This window comes from Mesorhizobium sp. CA7 (assembly GCF_020165015.1).
Taxonomy (GTDB): Bacteria; Pseudomonadota; Alphaproteobacteria; order Rhizobiales; family Rhizobiaceae; genus Mesorhizobium.
This window is the reverse complement of record NZ_JAIUHH010000002.1, coordinates 380018-396703: the sequence shown is the minus strand read 5'-3', so window position 1 is coordinate 396703 and position 16686 is coordinate 380018. Positions and strand designations below refer to the sequence as shown.

General features: G+C 64.8%; 14 protein-coding genes. 8 read left to right on the top strand and 6 right to left on the bottom strand.

What is annotated here, in order from left to right:
• Positions 1–143 precede the first annotated feature (143 nt).
• The 3 genes from LB552_RS06630 to LB552_RS06620 all read left to right on the top strand — a co-directional run bounded on the left by LB552_RS06630 (position 144) and on the right by LB552_RS06620 (position 3313).
• A complete protein-coding gene (locus tag LB552_RS06630; RefSeq protein ID WP_224603019.1) occupies positions 144–1067 on the top strand; it encodes a sulfite exporter TauE/SafE family protein in 924 nt (307 codons plus the stop codon).
• Positions 1067–1855, top strand: a complete 789-nt coding sequence (locus LB552_RS06625; RefSeq protein WP_224603017.1) for a TIGR02186 family protein — start codon at positions 1067–1069, stop codon at positions 1853–1855. Before LB552_RS06630 ends, LB552_RS06625 begins: the two co-directional genes overlap by 1 nt.
• Before the next feature lie 201 nt (positions 1856–2056).
• Positions 2057–3313, top strand: coding sequence for an Hsp70 family protein (locus LB552_RS06620; protein WP_224603015.1), 1257 nt, complete (start codon positions 2057–2059; stop codon positions 3311–3313).
• A gap of 342 nt (positions 3314–3655) precedes the next feature.
• Here LB552_RS06620 and LB552_RS06615 read toward each other — a convergent pair whose 3' ends face one another.
• Complete coding sequence (locus tag LB552_RS06615; protein WP_224603013.1) at positions 3656–4543, bottom strand: LysR family transcriptional regulator; 888 nt, start codon at positions 4541–4543, stop codon at positions 3656–3658.
• Positions 4544–4667: 124 nt separating this feature from the next.
• Between LB552_RS06615 and LB552_RS06610 the strand changes: the two genes are divergently transcribed.
• The 4 genes from LB552_RS06610 to LB552_RS06595 are packed head-to-tail and all read left to right on the top strand — an operon-like array spanning position 4668 to position 9425.
• Positions 4668–4826, top strand: coding sequence for a hypothetical protein (locus LB552_RS06610; protein ID WP_224603010.1), 159 nt, complete (start codon positions 4668–4670; stop codon positions 4824–4826).
• Entirely contained in the window at positions 4823–7753 is a 2931-nt protein-coding gene (locus tag LB552_RS06605; RefSeq protein WP_224603008.1) for a molybdopterin oxidoreductase family protein, read from the top strand. Before LB552_RS06610 ends, LB552_RS06605 begins: the two co-directional genes overlap by 4 nt.
• Entirely contained in the window at positions 7750–8484 is a 735-nt protein-coding gene (locus tag LB552_RS06600; protein ID WP_224603006.1) for a 4Fe-4S dicluster domain-containing protein, read from the top strand. The genes LB552_RS06605 and LB552_RS06600 overlap by 4 nt, the downstream gene beginning before the upstream one ends.
• A 2-nt stretch (positions 8485–8486) precedes the next feature.
• A complete protein-coding gene (locus LB552_RS06595; RefSeq protein WP_224603004.1) occupies positions 8487–9425 on the top strand; it encodes a dimethyl sulfoxide reductase anchor subunit family protein in 939 nt (312 codons plus the stop codon).
• A gap of 3 nt (positions 9426–9428) precedes the next feature.
• Here LB552_RS06595 and pdeM read toward each other — a convergent pair whose 3' ends face one another.
• From pdeM to LB552_RS06570, 5 genes are all read right to left on the bottom strand, one after another.
• Positions 9429–10145 (bottom strand): ligase-associated DNA damage response endonuclease PdeM, encoded by a 717-nt coding sequence (pdeM, locus tag LB552_RS06590; protein ID WP_095765921.1) that lies wholly within the window; start codon positions 10143–10145, stop codon positions 9429–9431.
• An 18-nt stretch (positions 10146–10163) separates the two neighbouring features.
• Complete coding sequence (locus tag LB552_RS06585) at positions 10164–12695, bottom strand: ligase-associated DNA damage response DEXH box helicase (RefSeq protein ID WP_224603402.1); 2532 nt, start codon at positions 12693–12695, stop codon at positions 10164–10166.
• A gap of 271 nt (positions 12696–12966) precedes the next feature.
• A complete protein-coding gene (locus LB552_RS06580) occupies positions 12967–13827 on the bottom strand; it encodes an NlpC/P60 family protein (protein WP_224602994.1) in 861 nt (286 codons plus the stop codon).
• Positions 13828–13864: 37 nt separating this feature from the next.
• Positions 13865–14215, bottom strand: coding sequence for a MarR family winged helix-turn-helix transcriptional regulator (locus LB552_RS06575; RefSeq protein ID WP_040985896.1), 351 nt, complete (start codon positions 14213–14215; stop codon positions 13865–13867).
• A gap of 68 nt (positions 14216–14283) precedes the next feature.
• Complete coding sequence (locus LB552_RS06570; RefSeq protein ID WP_224602992.1) at positions 14284–15648, bottom strand: leucyl aminopeptidase family protein; 1365 nt, start codon at positions 15646–15648, stop codon at positions 14284–14286.
• Positions 15649–15773: 125 nt separating this feature from the next.
• On the opposite strand from LB552_RS06570, the gene LB552_RS06565 reads away from it, so the two are divergent.
• Entirely contained in the window at positions 15774–16601 is an 828-nt protein-coding gene (locus tag LB552_RS06565) for a tetratricopeptide repeat protein (RefSeq protein WP_224602990.1), read from the top strand.
• The last annotated feature ends 85 nt before the right edge of the window (positions 16602–16686 follow it).

Here is a 16686-nt window from a genome sequence, read left to right as displayed (position 1 = left end):
ACTGATTGAGATGGTTTTTGTTTCGGCGCGGCGGCGGGCGTTATACCCCCCCCCCCCCGGCGCAAGAAAAAATTGGCTTTTCGGTGCTTTACTGTCCGGGGACGGCACTGTGCGCCGGCAGACAAACTGATCGAGACAGACGGGTGGGCATCTATCTCCCGATCGCGGAAATTTCCGTCAACATCTTCGTGCTGCTCGCGATGGGCGCCGCGGTGGGTTTCCTGTCGGGCATGTTCGGGGTCGGCGGCGGCTTCCTGATCACGCCGCTTCTGATTTTCTACAACATTCCGCCGGCGATCGCCGTCGCCACGGGCGCCAACCAGGTCATCGCCTCCTCCTTCTCCGGCGCGCTTTCGCATTTCAAGCGCGGCACGCTCGACTTCAAGCTGGGCGGCGTGCTTCTGGCCGGCGGCATCGTCGGCTCGACGGCGGGTATCTTCGTCTTTGCGCTCTTGCGCCGGCTTGGCCAGTTGGACCTGTTCATCTCGCTGCTCTATGTCGTGCTGCTCGGCACGGTCGGCGGGCTGATGCTGTTCGAAAGCGTCAACGCGCTGCGCGCCAGCCGCAGCGGCGCCGCACCCGTGCTCAAGAAATCCGGACAGCACAACTGGATCCACCGGTTGCCGTTCAAGATGCGCTTCCGCGCCTCGAAGCTGTTCGTCAGCGTTATCCCGGTGCTCGGGCTCGGCGCCGGGATCGGTTTCCTGTCGTCGATCATGGGCGTCGGCGGCGGCTTCATCATGGTGCCGGCGCTGATCTACCTGCTCAAGGTGCCGACCAATGTCGTCATCGGCACCTCGCTGTTCCAGATCATCTTCACCTCGGCCTATACGACGCTGGTGCATGCCACGACCAACCAGACGGTCGACGTGATCCTGGCCTTCCTGCTGATGGCCGGCGGCGTCGCCGGCGCGCAATATGGCGCCAAGGCCGGCCAGCGGCTGCGCGGCGAGCAATTGCGCGCGCTTTTGGCGATGCTGGTGCTGGCCGTCGCCATACGCCTTGCCGTCGATCTCTTCGTGACGCCGCCCAATCTCTATTCGCTTACCGCCGCGGGCCTCAACTGATGGCGGCACGACGAGCATTTGCAGCCGTCTCGTTGTCGATGCTCTTTGCCCTTTCCCCGGCGACGGCGCAGACGCCGCCCGCCGAAAGCATCCAGATCGGCCTGTCGACCGACGCCATTTCCATCACGGCGGGCTTCTCCGGCGCCGACCTCACCATCTTCGGATCGCTGGAAAATCCCGACCCGCTGATCGCCCGCCAGGGGCGTTACGACGTGATCGTCGTGCTCGAAGGGCCGCCGAGGCCGGTCGTGGTCCGGCGCAAGGACCGCGTGCTCGGCGTCTGGATCAATCTGGACTCCGAGACATTCGAGAATGTGCCGGTTTCCTATTCCGTTGCGACGACGCGGCCGCTGCAGGACATCGCCGAGCCTGCCAAATACAAGCAGCTCTCGCTCGGCGCGCAGAACCTCTACATGAAGCCCGCCGACGAGACCGACAGCCCGGCGACGATCGAGGAATTCACCGCCGCGCTCCGCGACCGCAAGGCGGCGACGGGCCTCTACAGCGAGAATGTCGGCGGCGTGCAGTTCCTGTCGCAGAACCTGTTTCGCGCCACCGTGCGGCTGGCACCGAACGTGCCGGTCGGCACCCACAAGGCCCGCGCGTTCCTGTTCAAGAGCGGCATGTTCGTCAAGGAAAGCTCGGCCCAGCTCGAAATCCGCAAATCCGGCTTCGAGCAATCGGTCTTCCGCGTCGCGCATGACTATTCCTTCCTCTATGGCGTGTTCGCCATATCGCTCGCCATGCTGACCGGCTGGCTGGGCCGGCTCATCTTCCGCAAGGATTGATGCTCGCGGAAACAATGGGAAGACCCATTTTCCCGTGAAACAGGGTTTCCCTTTTCCTGGTTTTGCGATACATCGCCGCCTCCCAGCCCTAGGGACAAGCACACACATCTCGATTTTCGGCAGAGCGGTTCGGCTTTCCAGACGACGGCGCGTCTCGCGTCGTTGACAAACCCTGCCCCAAGGCAACGACAGGAGGCTGCGATGCGATCGGCATTCGGCGGCATCGATTTCGGCACGTCCAATTCCACCGTGGGCGTGATCCGCGACGGCCAGGCGCGGCTGGTGGCGCTGGAGGGCGAGCAACCCACCTTGCCGAGCGCCGTGTTCTTCAACTTTGAGGACGGCTACACCTATTTCGGCCGCCGTGCGATCAGCGACTACACCGACAGCATCGAAGGCCGGCTGATGCGCTCGCTGAAGAGCGTGCTTGGCAGCTCGCTTGCCAACGAGAAGACGCGCATCAAGGCACGCCAGATCGGCTTCATCGACATCGTCGGGCTGTTCATCGATCATCTCAAGAAGCGGCTGGAAGAAGACGCCGGCGGCCCGGTCGACAACGTCGTGCTGGGCCGGCCCGTGCAGTTCGTCGACGACGACGCGGCCGCCGATGCGAAGGCGCAGGGCGAACTGGAAAAGGCGGCGCGCGCGCAAGGCTTCAAGCACATCGCCTTCCAGTTCGAGCCGATCGCGGCGGCGCTCGATTACGAGCAGAAGGTTTCCCGCGAGGAGCTGGCGCTGATCGTCGACATGGGCGGCGGCACCTCCGACTTCTCGATCGTGCGGGTCTCGCCGGAGCGCGCCCGCTCGAGCGACCGCAAGGCCGACATACTAGCCAATCGCGGCATCCACATCGGCGGCACCGATTTCGACCGGCTGCTCAGCATCGCCCATGTCATGCCCGAGCTCGGCTATCTGACGCGGACCAAGGACCACAAGCGCAACCTGCCGGCCGCGTATTTCATCGACCTCGCCACCTGGCAGCGCATAAATCTCGTCTACACGGCCAAGGCCATGAACGACCTGCGACAGATCCGCTACGAGGCCGAGCGGGCCGACCTCGTCGACCGCTTCATCCACATTGTCGAGCATCGCTATGGCCATGCGATGGCGGGCTTGGTCGAAAGGGCGAAGATCGCGCTGACCGACCAGTCTTCGGCGGAGGTGAAGGTCTCGCTGCCCGGGGCGCGCTTCGCGGCCGAGATCACGCGCGCCGGCCTCGAGGAAACGATCAGCGGCGACATCGAACGCGTGGCCGCGACGGTCCAACAGACGATCGCCGACGCCGGCGTTGCCGCCTCGGCCATCACCGCCGTATTCCTCACAGGCGGTTCGACCGCCATCCCGCTGGCCAAGCGGCAGATCCTGTCGCTGGTGCCGCAGGCCGCCGTCATCGAAGGCGACATGTTCGGCTCGGTCGGCCTGGGACTCGCGCTCGACGCACAGCGCAAATATGCGTGAGCGTTTTGCCGCAACGTAGCTGCGGGGGTCCGTCCATCGGGTAGCGACGGCATGCCCGGAAGGTTGGTCGAAACGCCCGTGACGTCGTCATCCACGGGCGGAGCAAGGAGCGAAGCGACGCGGCGCAGACCCGAGGATCCATTCCGTGACGTATAAGCGCCGCTGCGGTGCAGAATTTCTGCTCCGCTGCACTCCACGTCGAAGGTCATGGAATGGATTCTCGGGTCCACGCTCCGCTTCGCGTCGCTCCGCCCGTGGATGACGACGTTCGGAGGCCTCGGACAATCGCGAACATTCGCGATGATTAGCATCCCAAGAACATAGTCCGGGTGCGGCCTGGGCTCAGCTGACCTTTCCGCCTAAATGCGCCTTCAGCGCCATCTGCGCGAGGCTCGCCTGGCGGTCGCGGTGGGTGATCATGGCGAAGTCGCGCTTCGGCAATTCGACCGGCACGGCCCTGAGGCTGCCTTCCGCCAGGGAGCGCGCGACCACCAGTTCCGAGATGATCGTCGCCCCCGCGCCAGCCTCGACGGCCTGGCGCACCGCCTCGTTGCTTGGCAGGACGAGGAAAATCTGGAGCTCCGCCGGCGGGACCCCTTGGCTGAGCGCGAAATCCTCCAGCGCCTCGCGCGTGCCCGACCCGCCTTCCCGGATGATCCAGCGCAATGCCCTGATGTCGAGGTTTCCTGCCCGCGTCGTCGGAATTTCGGGATGCGAGCGCGCCACCACCAGCATCGGGCGATCCTCGTCGACCGTGGCGCGGCGCAGGATGTCGGATTCGGTGCGGCCCTCGACCAGTCCGAAATCGGCGCGGCCGTCCAGCACATTGGTCTCGACCTGCCGGGTGTTGCCGATTGTCACGCTGAGCTTCACGGCAGGATAGGCCTCGTGGAAGGACGCCAGGCGGCGCGGCAGCCAATAGCTGGCTATGGTCTGGCTGGCCGCGATCGACAGGCTGCCGGCGACGGTCTGCGAGACATCCTCCAGCACGCCGCGGGCCGCGGCGGCGCGGTCCAGAACCGCCTTCGCCTCCGGCAGGAAGCGGTGGCCGGTCTGCGCCAGCTCGATGTTGCGGCCGACCCGGTTGAACAGGCGCACGCCGTGCTGGCTTTCTAGCGAGCGAATGGCTGCCGACGCCGCCGACTGCGAGATGCCGAGCCGCTCGGCGGCCTTGGTCATATGGCCGTGCTCGGCGACGGCGACGAAGATGCGCAACTGATCGAGAGTCATAGGCTAACTAAGAAGCAAAATCGATCGGAATTACAAGAGCTGCTTGTTAGACGCATCAATAGCTTTGTTCTAAGTTTTTATTGGAAGTTGGAAAAAATTAGCTGCATTTCCGCCAAGGGTTGAAATGATCGGACGCTTCAAATCCTTGTTCGCGCATTGGAACCGCCGTCTGAAGCGGCAGCTCGCCGGCGAGCGCTATCATCCCGAGCTCCACTATATGCGCGGCCCGGGTCCCAAGACGAAGGCCAAGACGGCGAGCGGCAAGAGCGTTCGCGGATCATGAATCCCGGCGCGCCGCGCGGCGCCAATTCCGCCCCCTCGCAGCGGCCGCTGGCCGACAGCCGAGCGCCGGAGGAGGGTGACGGCGTCGAGACCTCGCCAAGCGTCTCCGACCGCATCGCCAAGACCACCTGCTACATGTGCGCCTGCCGTTGCGGCATCGACGTCCACATCAAGGACGGCAAGGTCCGCTACATCAACGGCAACAAAGACCATCCGGTGAACCGGGGCGTGATCTGCGGCAAGGGCAGCGCCGGCATCATGCAGCATTACAGCCCGGCGCGGCTGAAGAAGCCGTTGCTGCGCACAGGTCCGCGCGGCTCCGGCGAGTTCCGCGAGATCGAGTGGGACGAAGCGCTGACCATCGCCACCGAAAGGCTGTCGGCGATCCGCCGCACCGATCCAAAAAAACTCGCCTTCTTCACCGGGCGCGACCAGTCGCAATCGCTGACCGGCTGGTGGGCATCGAAGTTCGGCACGCCCAATTTCGCTGCGCATGGCGGTTTCTGCTCCGTCAACATGGCGGCCGGCGGCCTCTATACGATCGGCGGCTCGTTCTGGGAATTCGGCGAGCCCGACTGGGACAACACCAGATACTTCATGCTGTTCGGCGTCGCCGAAGACCACGATTCCAACCCGATCAAGATCGGCCTCGGCAAGCTTAAGGCGCGCGGCGCCAAGGTGGTTTCGATCAATCCCTGCCGCACCGGCTACAATGCCATCGCCGACGACTGGATCGGCATTCGCCCCGGCACCGACGGCCTGTTCGTGCTGGCGCTCGTCCACGAACTGCTCAAGGCCGGACGCGTCGATCTCGACTATCTGCTGCGCTACACCAACGCGCCCGTGCTGGTCGTGCAGGAACCGGGGACCGCCGACGAGGGCCTGTTCGTGCGAGACGGCGACGGCAATCCGCTGGCTTGGGACAGAGTGGCGAAGCGCCCGGTCAATGCAGCCGACCCCGAAGCCAAGCCGGCGCTGACCGGCAGCTATGAGGCAGGCGGGCGGCGTTGCGTGCCTGTCTTCCAGCTCATCGCCGAACGCTATCTCGACGAGACCTATTCGCCGGACGCCGTGGCGGCGCGCTGCGGCGTCACCGCCGACACGATCCGGCGGATCGCGGCGGAGCTGGCGCATGTCGCCTTCGAGCAGCCGATCGAGCTGCCGATCGCCTGGACCGATTGGGCCGGCCGGCGACACGAGACGATCAAGGGACGACCCGTCTCGATGCATGCCATGCGCGGCATCTCGGCCCATTCCAACGGTTTTCACACCTGCCGCGCCATCCACCTCCTGCAGGTGCTGCTCGGCACGGTGGACGTTCCGGGCGGTTTCCGTTTCAAGCCGCCCTACCCGCGCCCGGCGCCGCCGGAGCCGAAGCCATGCGGAAAAAACGTTCGGCCGATGACGCCGCTCGACGGCATGCCGCTCGGCTTCGTCTGCGGCCCGGACGATCTTCTCGTCGACGAGGCCGGCCGGCCCACCCGCATAGACAAGGCCTATTCCTGGGAAGCACCCCTGGCCGCGCACGGGCTGATGCACTCGGTCATCCGCAATGCCTGGGCCGGCGATCCTTATCCGATCGACACACTGATGACGTACATGTCGAACATGGCGTGGAACTCGTCGATGAATACGGTCGAGACCGTTCGTATGCTGACCGACAAGGACGAGGCGGGCGCCTACAAGATCCCCTTCATCATCTATTCCGACGCCTATTATTCCGAAACGGTGGCTTTCGCCGACCTGGTGCTGCCCGACACCACCTATCTCGAGCGGCACGACTGCATCAGCCTGCTCGACCGGCCGATCAGCCATGCCGACGGTCCGGGCGACGCCATCCGCCATCCCGTGGTGCAACCGGACCGCGACGTGCGGCCGTTCCAGTCGGTGCTGATCGAGCTCGGCGCGCGGCTTGGTCTGCCGGGCTTTGTCGACGAGGACGGCTCAGCCAAATACCGCGACTATGCCGACTACATCGTCAACCACGAGCGCACGCCCGGCATCGGCCCTTTGGCCGGCTGGCGCGGCGAGAATGGCGGCTCGATCGGCAGGGGCGACGTCAACCCCAACCAGCTGCAGCGCTACATCGACAATGGCGGCTTCTGGCACCACGATTTTTCCGACGAGCAGCGCTATTACAAGATGGGCAACCGTGCCTATCTCGACTTCGCCGTAGAGATGGGTTTCATTTCCAAGGGCGAGCCTATCGTCTTCCAGCTCTACTCGGAGCCGATGCAGCGGTTCAGGCTTGCCGGGCGCGGCCATGGCGAGGTGCAGCCGCCGGACGCCGAGCGCGGCCGCATCGAGGCCTATATGGACCCGCTGCCCTTCTGGTACGCGCCCTTCGAGGACAGCACCGTCGACCTGCAAAAATATCCTCTGCATGCGCTGACGCAGCGGCCGATGCACATGTACCATTCCTGGGGATCGCAGAATGCGTGGCTGCGGCAGATCACCAGCCAGAACCGGCTGTTCGTGCATAGGCAGACCGCCACCGAGCTTGGCCTTTCCGACGACGACTGGGTGTGGATCGAAAGCGTCAACGGAAGGGTGAAAGGCCAGATCAAGCTGATCGACGGCGTGAACCCGGACACGGTGTGGACCTGGAACGCGATCGGCAAGCGGCGCGGCAGCTGGGGCCTGAAGGACGATGCGGCGGAGAGCAATCGCGGTTTCCTGCTCAACCATATCATCGGCGACCAGACGGCGGCCGATGCCAACGGCAAGCGCTATTCGAATTCCGATCCGGTCACCGGACAGGCCGCGTGGTTTGACGTGCGCGTGCGGATCGTCAAATGCGCGGCGGAGGAAGCCGGCTTCACCGAGCCGCATTTCGAGCGTTTTGCACAGCCACCGCATTTCGAGCCATCGCCTGACGTGCTTCGCTTCGGCACGGAATTCCGCATGAAGAGGGAAGCCGCCGAATGACCTGTCTTCCCGCTCGAACCGAGAAAAAACTCGGCCTCGTCATCGACCTCGACACCTGCGTCGGCTGCCAGGCCTGCGTCACCGCCTGCAAGGAGTGGAACACTGGCGGCCACATGGCGCCGCTGACGGACATCGATCCCTATGGCGGGCATGTCGACGGCGTCTGGTTCAACCGGGTGCATAGTTACGAGCACACGACCGAACAGGGCGACCGCACGGTGAACTTCCCGCGCTCCTGCCTGCATTGCGAGCAGCCGGCCTGCGTCACCGTCTGCCCGACCGGCGCCTCCTACAAGCGTGCCTCGGACGGCATCGTGCTGGTCGACGAGGACAAGTGCATCGGCTGCAAATTGTGCAGTTGGGCCTGTCCTTACGGCGCGCGTGAATTCGACACCGATGTCGGCGTGATGAAGAAATGCACGCTCTGCGTCGATCGGATCTACAACGACAATCTGGCTGAGGAGGACCGGGTGCCCGCCTGCGTCGCCGCCTGCCCGACCAGCGCCCGGCATTTCGGCGACCTCGGCGATCCGGCCTCGGCGATTTCGCAGCTTGTCGAGGAGCGTGGCGGCGTCGCGTTAATGCCGGAGCTCGGCTACAAGCCGACCAACAGATATTTGCCGCCGCGCGCCCGTAGCCAACGTGCGGCGAAGCTGGACGCGCCGGCGCTGGAGCCGATCCGGGCCGAGGGCGGCTTCCTCGGCTGGATCGACCGCATGCTTTCGAACTGATCATGCATCCCGCCTTCTCGGTCGTCTTCTTCACCACTGCCACCGGCGCCGGCTACGGCCTGCTGGCACTGCTCGGCCTGCTTGGCGGATTTGGCGTGATCCCGGCCGATTTCTGGCTTGGCCTTGTCGGCATGGGGCTGGCGCTCGGCCTGATCGCGGCCGGCCTGTTGTCCTCGACCGGCCATCTTGGCCGCCCTGAGCGAGCCTGGCGCGCTTTCTCGCAATGGCGCAGCTCGTGGCTGTCGCGCGAAGGCGTGGCCTCGGTCGCCACCTTCATTCCGGCCGGCCTGTTCGGCATCGGCTGGGTGTTGCTCGGCAGGAGCGGCGGCTGGGTAGCGATCGCCGGCCTGCTGGCGGCGGCAGGCGCGGTCGTGACAATCTGCACGACCGCCATGATCTATGCTTCGTTGAAGCCGATCGCGCAGTGGCACAGTCGCTATACTTTGCCGGCCTATCTCATCTTCGCGATGATGACCGGAAGCGTTCTCGCCAACGCCTTGCTCCAGGGGTTCAAGCTGGGTTCAACGGCGATGCCGATCTGGGCTCTGCTTGCCACGCTCGCCGGCTGGGGCTGGAAGCTTGCGACTTGGCGCTACAATGACCGGCTGGAAATCCCGACCACCGCCAACACAGCGACCGGCCTTGCCGGCGGCACGGTGCGTTCCATCGAGTGGCCGCACACGGAAGAGAACTATCTGCTGAAGGAAATGGGATTCCGCATCGCGCGCAAGCATAGCGCCAAGTTGCGGCTGATCACGCAGGCGCTGGCATTCGCAGTGCCAGCCATTCTGCTGGCGATCGCGTACTTCCTGCCAAGGCCCTTAAGCGCAATTGCGTCCATGCTTGCAGCCGTCGCGCAACTCGCCGGCATGCTGGTCGAGCGCTGGCTGTTCTTCGCCGAGGCGAAGCACACGGTCACCCTCTATTACGGCAGGGAGTAAGTTTCAGCCCGGCCTGAGCATCGAGCCGGAGATAGCAAAAATGCGTTCGGCGCCCAGCATATAGGCCATTAGCGTCTCCAGCCGGAACAGGCCGGCATAGGCGCGGTCGAGAACGTTGAGCGAGCCGGTATAGGCGCCGAAGGCCGGCATGATCATGCGGCCGCCATCGCCGGCAAAGCAGCGCCGCCTGACCGAGCGCCCGCGCTGAACGATGCGCGCGCACGGATGGAGGTGGCCTGATATCTCGCCCTCCACCCGGACCTTCGACGGCTCGTGACGGAAGAGCAGCGAGCCGATGGCGAGTTCCCGCACGGTCTCGCCCGGCAGGTCGGCTGGCGCATCCGGGTCGTGGTTGCCGGCGACCCAGAACCAGTCGCGGCCGGCCATCATCGCCTCCAGCCTTTCGCGGAAACTCAGATGCATGCGCTCGGCACCGCCGCCGTCATGGAAGGAATCGCCCAGGCTGACGACGATGCGCGGCTGATAGTCGGCGATCACCGCCTGAAGCCGCAGCAGGGTGGCCCCGGTGTCGTAAGGCGGGATCAGCGCGCCGCGCCTGGCGAAAGAAGAGCCTTTTTCGAGATGCAGATCGGAGACCGCGAGCAGCCGCAGATCGGGGAAATAGAGCACGCCGCGCCGGTCGCAGACCGCGCGCTCGCCGGCGATGCCGACAGGGTCGGCCTCGGCGATCAGCGTTGCGCGCGACAGCGAAAAATTCATCCCCTCTTAGGCCTTCTTTCAGTCCGCCATCTCCGGCCCCATGGCCTCTTCGACGAGCGTGGCGGCATCCATCAGCAGCGTCTCGTCTGCCTCGCCATTCACCGGCATCTTGCCGATTTCAAGCATGATCGGCACGGCCAACGGCGATATCTGCTCAAGGTTCTTATGCATGATTCGACCGCGGATGCGCGAGAGCATCTCGGCAAGTCTGCTGACATCGAGCAACCCGGTCGCGGCATCCGTACGGGTGGCCTGCAGCAGAATATGGTCGGGTTCATGGCTGCGCAACACGTCATAGATCAGGTCTGTCGACACGGTGACCTGGCGGCCGCTTTTTTCCTTGCCTGGGTGGCGCTTCTCGATCAATCCGGAAATCAGCGCGCAGTTGCGGAAGGTGCGCTTCAGCAGCCAGCTGTCGGCGAACCAGGCTTCGAGATCATCGCCCAGCATGTCCTGATCGAATAGCGTGGCCAGCGACGGTTTTCTGTTCTTGAACATCCAGCCCATGTCGGCCAGCGACCAGATGGCCAGCGCGTAATCGGTGGCCACGAAACCGACTGGCTTCGCGCCCGCCCGATCCAGCCGGCGGGTGAGCAGCATGCCCAGCGTCTGATGGGCAAGCCTGCCTTCGAAGGGATAGGCGACGAGGTAATAGCGGTTGCCGCGTGGAAAAGTCTCGATCAGCAGATCATCGCGTTTCGGCAAAACGGACTTGTCCGCCTGAAATCTTAACCAGTCAGCGACCTGCTCAGGCAGTTTCTTCCAGCGTTGCGGGTCGTCGAGCATGGCCCGCACCTGCTCGGCGAGATAGGTCGAAAGCGGGAATTTGCCGCCGCCATAATAGGGCACCTTCGCGTCACTGCCCGGTGCGTTCGAGACGAAGCACTCGTTCTCGCGAATGCCTTCGAAGCGCAGGATCTTGCCACCAAACATGAAGGTGTCGCCGTGGGTCAAAGTCTCCAGAAACGCTTCCTCGATCTTTCCCAGCACCCTGCCGCCGCGCGAGGCCGCTCCTCTGCTGCCGGCCTGGACGTAGCGCACATTGAGCGCCGGCACTTCGATGATGGTGCCGACATTCAGCCTGTATTGCTGGGCGACGGCCGGATTTGAAACCCGCCATAAGCCTTCCTTGGTCTGACGGATGCGGGCATAGCGCTCGTAATTTCTCAGCGCGTAGCCGCCGGTGGCGACGAAGTCGATGACCCGATCGAATGTCGGCCTGTCCAGGCTGACGTAAGGCGCGGCCGTCCGTATCTCCTCGAAGAGCACATCGGCATGGAACGGCGCGCCGCAGGCGCAGCCCAGCACATGCTGGGCCAGCACGTCGAGCCCGCCATTGACCAGCGGCGGCGTGTCCTGGGCGCCGAGATAATTGGCATCGAGCGCCGCCCGGCATTCCAGCACCTCGAAACGGTTCGCGGGAATCAGGATTGCTTTCGACGGCTCGTCCATGCGATGGTTGGCACGGCCGATGCGCTGCGCGAGCCGGCTGGCGCCTTTCGGTGCGCCGACATGCACGACCAGATCGACATCGCCCCAGTCGATGCCGAGATCCAATGTCGAGGTGGCGACGATGGCGCGCAACGCGTTTTCGCCCATGGCCTTCTCGACGCGGCGGCGCTGGGCGACATCAAGCGATCCGTGATGAAGCGCGATCGGCAGCGTGTCTTCATTGACGCGCCATAGCTCCTGGAACAACAGCTCGGCCTGGCTGCGCGTGTTGACGAACAGCAGCGTGGTCTTGTGCCGCTTGATCTCGCGGTAGATCTCAGGCGTGGCGTAGCGGGCGGAGTGACCGGCCCAGGGCACCCGCTCTTCCGAGTCGAGGATCGATATCTCGGGCTTCGCGCCGCCGGTCACGACGATGAGCTCGGACATGGCGCCTGGAGAAGCCTGGCTTACCAGCCAGCGACGCAACTCGTCCGGCTCGGCCACGGTCGCCGACAGGCCTATGGTCTGCAACCCGGGCACAAAAGCGCGCAATCGTGCAAGGCCAAGCGCCAGCAGATGCCCGCGCTTCGAGGTGACAAGCGAATGCAATTCGTCGAGCACGACATAGCGCAGGTCCTCGAAGAAGCGCTTTGCGTCGTTCGAAGCGATCAGCAAGGCGAGTTGCTCGGGCGTGGTGAGCAGGATGTCGGGCGGCGCCAGCTTTTGCCGCTGGCGCTTGTGCGAAGGCGTGTCGCCGGTGCGCGTCTCGATGGTGACAGGCAGGCCGATCTCCTCGACCGGCTTGCCGAGATTGCGCTCGATGTCGACGGCCAGCGCTTTCAGCGGCGAAATGTAGAGTGTGTGGATGCCACGGCGGGCCTCGCCTGGCTTTCGCTTGGGACGGCTGGCCAGCTCGGTCAGCGACGGCAGGAAGCCGGCCAGCGTCTTGCCGGCGCCGGTCGGCGCGATCAGCAGCACCGACTGGCCGCTTTGAGCCTTCGCCAGCAGCTCGAGCTGATGGACGCGCGGCGACCAGCCCTTTTCGCCGAACCATCTGACGAATGGCTCAGGCAGCAGGACGGCGGCATTCTGCTCGGCAAGGCGCGGCTGCTCGGTCACGCGCAAGAGGTAGCGCGGCGGCAAGCAATCGCCAAGGAAAATCGGAACAAAAGGGGATCAGCGCGATTCTTCCTCCCCCTTGTGGGGGAAGGTGGATTGCCGCGTAGCGGCAAAGACGGATGAGGGGTGCTGGAAGAAACGAGACCTGACTAGATAAAGGTGCTAAAGACGCTTAGCTCTTCAACGTAGCGATCCGTCCAGCACCCCTCATCCGTCTCGGCGCTGCGCGCCGATCCACCTTCTCCCACAAGGGGAGAAGGGGAGGCTGGCGCTACGGCCTCCGAAACCCAGTCGGACCGCCATAAAGATAGCCGATGCGGTCGACAGCCTCTTTAAGGCCCTCGCGCGAGACCAGCATGGTGTGGCCGTTGGCGTGGATCATGTCTCTTTCGTCGGTCATGATCGCGACGTGGCCTTTCCAGAAGACGAGATCGCCGCGCCGGAGACCTGAATAGTCCGGACCCGGCTCAAACGGCGTGCCGATCGACGCCGCCTGCATATCGGAGTCGCGCAGGACATCCTTGCCCGTCATGCGCATCGCCAACTGCACGAGGCCGGAACAGTCGATGCCGAAGCCCGAGACTCCGCCCCAGAGATAAGGCGTGCCGAGGAAGCTCTCGGCGACCGTGACGTAGTCCTCGGCCAGTTCCGCGATCGGCCGCAGATGGCCGGCGATGACCGCCTGGCCGGAGGGCAGCAGCGCATAATGCGTGCCGCGCGTTTCGGCCGAGCCGGTCACCATCACGGTCGACCCCATCGACAGCTGCCCGCTGATCGGGAAACGCAAATCGGGGCCGGGATAGAGGAAGGTGCGCGGCACGGAGACGACATGCGTGGGCGCATGTTCGCGTGCCCCAATCAGATTGTCGGCCACATAGCCGACATAGCCGTCGCGCTCGGCCTGCACCCAGGCCCAGCCTTCCGCATCCTCGAAGACGAGCACGTCGTCGCCGAACAGCGCCTGCGTGTTGACGCCCGCGTCGGGGCGCGGCGCCTTGCGCAGGTCGGCGACAGCGGCCGTGATCCGCGCCGGGCGGCCGGTGACGAAGCGGTCGGCGGCGACCTCGCCCTTCAGCCTCGCATCGGCAAGGTCGGAGCGGAAGGCATGAAGGCGGGCATCCCTGGCGGTCAAATCGATAATCCAGTCATATCAGATAAGGACAATGAGGTCAGATGGGCAGTTCGTGCGCCCTGGCGACGATACCATCGCCGAAGCGCTCGACAAAGAGCGCGCCTTCCACCGTGCGCCGGATCAGCACGTTGCGCTTGTCGAGCTCGTCGCGGTGGCGCGAGACCAGCTTCAGCGCGCCCATCGTGTCCAGCGCCCGGGTGATGACCGGCTTGGTGACGTTGAGCTTGGCGGCCAGCCCGCGCACCGTATGGGGCGGCGGATCGAGATAGATGGTGAACAGGATAGCCGTCTGGCGCATGGTGAGATCGGGCTCGCCGTCGCGCACCTGGGCCAGCATCACCTGCTGCCACAGTCGCAAGGCCTGGCTCGGGCGCATCGAGATCGACATCGCCCAAGCATGCCGGCAAATTGTTTCGGTTCCGTTTCAGTGACGATCTGCCACCTTGGTCTTCCGGCCTAGGCAAATCGCTGCGTAATTATCCGCTCCAGCGCGCGAATGCCTTGCGCTTCGCCGCCGGTCAGGCCGTAGGGTCGGTCGGCCGGGTTCCAGGCGAAGATGTCGAAATGCGCCCAGCTGTGAGTCTTCTCGACAAAGCGCTTGAGGAAAAGCGCGGCGGTGATCGATCCGGCAAAGCCATCCGTCGTCACATTGTTGATGTCAGCGATCTTCGAGGAAAGCTTTGCATCATAGGGGCGCCACAAAGGCATGCGCCACAGTGGATCCTCGACCGCGACCGACGCCGCGGCCAGGTCGGAGGCAAGCGTCTCGTCGTTGGTGTAGAAAGGCGGCAGATCGGGCCCCAGCGCGACGCGGGCGGCTCCGGTCAGCGTCGCCATGTCGACTAGCAAAGCGGGCTGCTCCTCGTCGGCCAGCGCCAGCGCGTCGGCCAGGATCAGCCTGCCTTCGGCGTCCGTGTTGCCGATCTCGACCGTGATGCCCTTGCGGCTCCTGAGCACGTCGCCGGGCCGGAAGGCATTGCCGGCGATCGAATTCTCGACGGCGGGGATCAGCACGCGCAGCCGGACATTCAGTCTCGCCGCCATGATCATGGCGGCGAGACCCAGCACGTTGGCGGCGCCGCCCATATCCTTCTTCATCAAAAGCATGCCCGACGACGGCTTGATGTCGAGGCCGCCGGTGTCGAAGCAGACGCCCTTGCCGACCAGCGTCACCTTCGGCGCGTCGCCCGGTCCCCAGCTCAGGTCGATCAGCCGCGGCGCGCCGGTGGAGGCCCGACCCACGGCGTGGATCATCGGGAAATTCCGCATCAGGAGATCGTCGCCATGGATCACCGAGATATCGGCGCCATGGGCGGTCGCCAGTTTTCGGGCGGCTTCTTCCAGTTCGACCGGACCGAGGTCGCTGGTTGGCGTGTTGACGAGGTCGCGTGTCAGGAACACGCTGTCGGCGATACGGCGGACATGCGCCGCGTCGCCGCCCTCCGGCAGCGCGAAGCGCACAGCCTTGCCGGGCTTCTTGCCGTAGCGAGTAAAGACATAGCCGCCGAGGACAAGCGCGAGCGCCGCGAGATCGGGTTGCGCCGGGCGCGACGCGAAATGCCAGTCGCCCCCCGGCAACGCCCTTGCGAGCGCGCCGAGGGCAAGAACGCTCTCGCCATCGCCTGTGCCGAACAACGCGCCGGCAAGGCCGCCACCCTCGCCCGGCAAGACCAGCGTGCGCCCTGCTTCGCCGGAAAAACCGTTGGCCCTTGCCCAGGCGATGGCGGAGGGCGGCAGTGCCGCGGCTTCAAGGGCGTCCTTCGCCACCAGATAGACAGGCAAGGCGGCTTCCGGCTTCTGCTCAACCAGTTCGACAGGCATGCGATGATCTCCGGCCGAACAGTTCGAGTCGGCGCTTCTTAACGGTCCGTTAGGGTTAACAGAATATTTCTGCCGGAGGGAAGACGGCCAGCCAATGGCCGCACAGGAATGGAGACCGGGCGCCGATGCCGACCGAAGCGTTGAACCTTACAGCCAAGCGTCTGATCACCACGGCTTTCATGGCGGCGCTGGCGGCCAGCGTGGCGGGTTGCGGCAGCACCAGCAAGTTCACCACGGGCTCCATCTCCCGCTCCGACAGCAGGCCGCTGGAAACGATGTCGTCCGGCGAATTGCGTACCGCCACGTCCAGGCTCGGCCAGTCCTATGCCCGCAATCCGGGCGACAAGCGCATCGCGATGAATTTCGCGGCGGCACTGCAGATGGACGGCGATGCCGACCAGTCGCTGGCGGTGATGCGCAAGCTGGCGATCGCCTATCCCAAGGATCGCGAGGTGCTTGCGGCCTATGGCAAGGCGCTCGCCGCCAACGGCCAGTTCGAACCGGCGCTCGATGCCGTGCGGCGCGCGCAGACGCCCGAATATCCGGACTGGAAGCTAGTGTCGGCGGAAGCCGCCATTCTCGACCAGATGGGACAGAAAGACGAAGCGCGGCAAGACTATCGCAAGGCACTGGAACTGAAGCCGAACGAGCCTTCGGTGCTGTCCAATCTCGGCATGTCCTATGTGCTCGAAGGCGACCTGCGCACGGCAGAAACCTATATGCGCGCGGCCGCGCAGCAGCCCGGCGCCGACAGCAGGGTGCGGCAGAACCTCGCGCTGGTCGTCGGCCTGCAGGGCCGCTTCGACGAAGCCGAGAAGATCGCCTCGCAGGAACTGTCGCCCGAACAGGCGCAGGCCAACGTCGCCTACCTGCGCCAGATGCTTGCCCAGCAGAACGCCTGGAGCCAATTGAAGGATCAGGACAAGGACAAGGCGAAGGTCGCCACGAACTGACCGGACGGCATTGCCAAATCGACCACCGTTAAAATCAAAAAAGTCGCCCGGATCCCGCGCGGCTTTTTGATTTGAAGCGAACGGC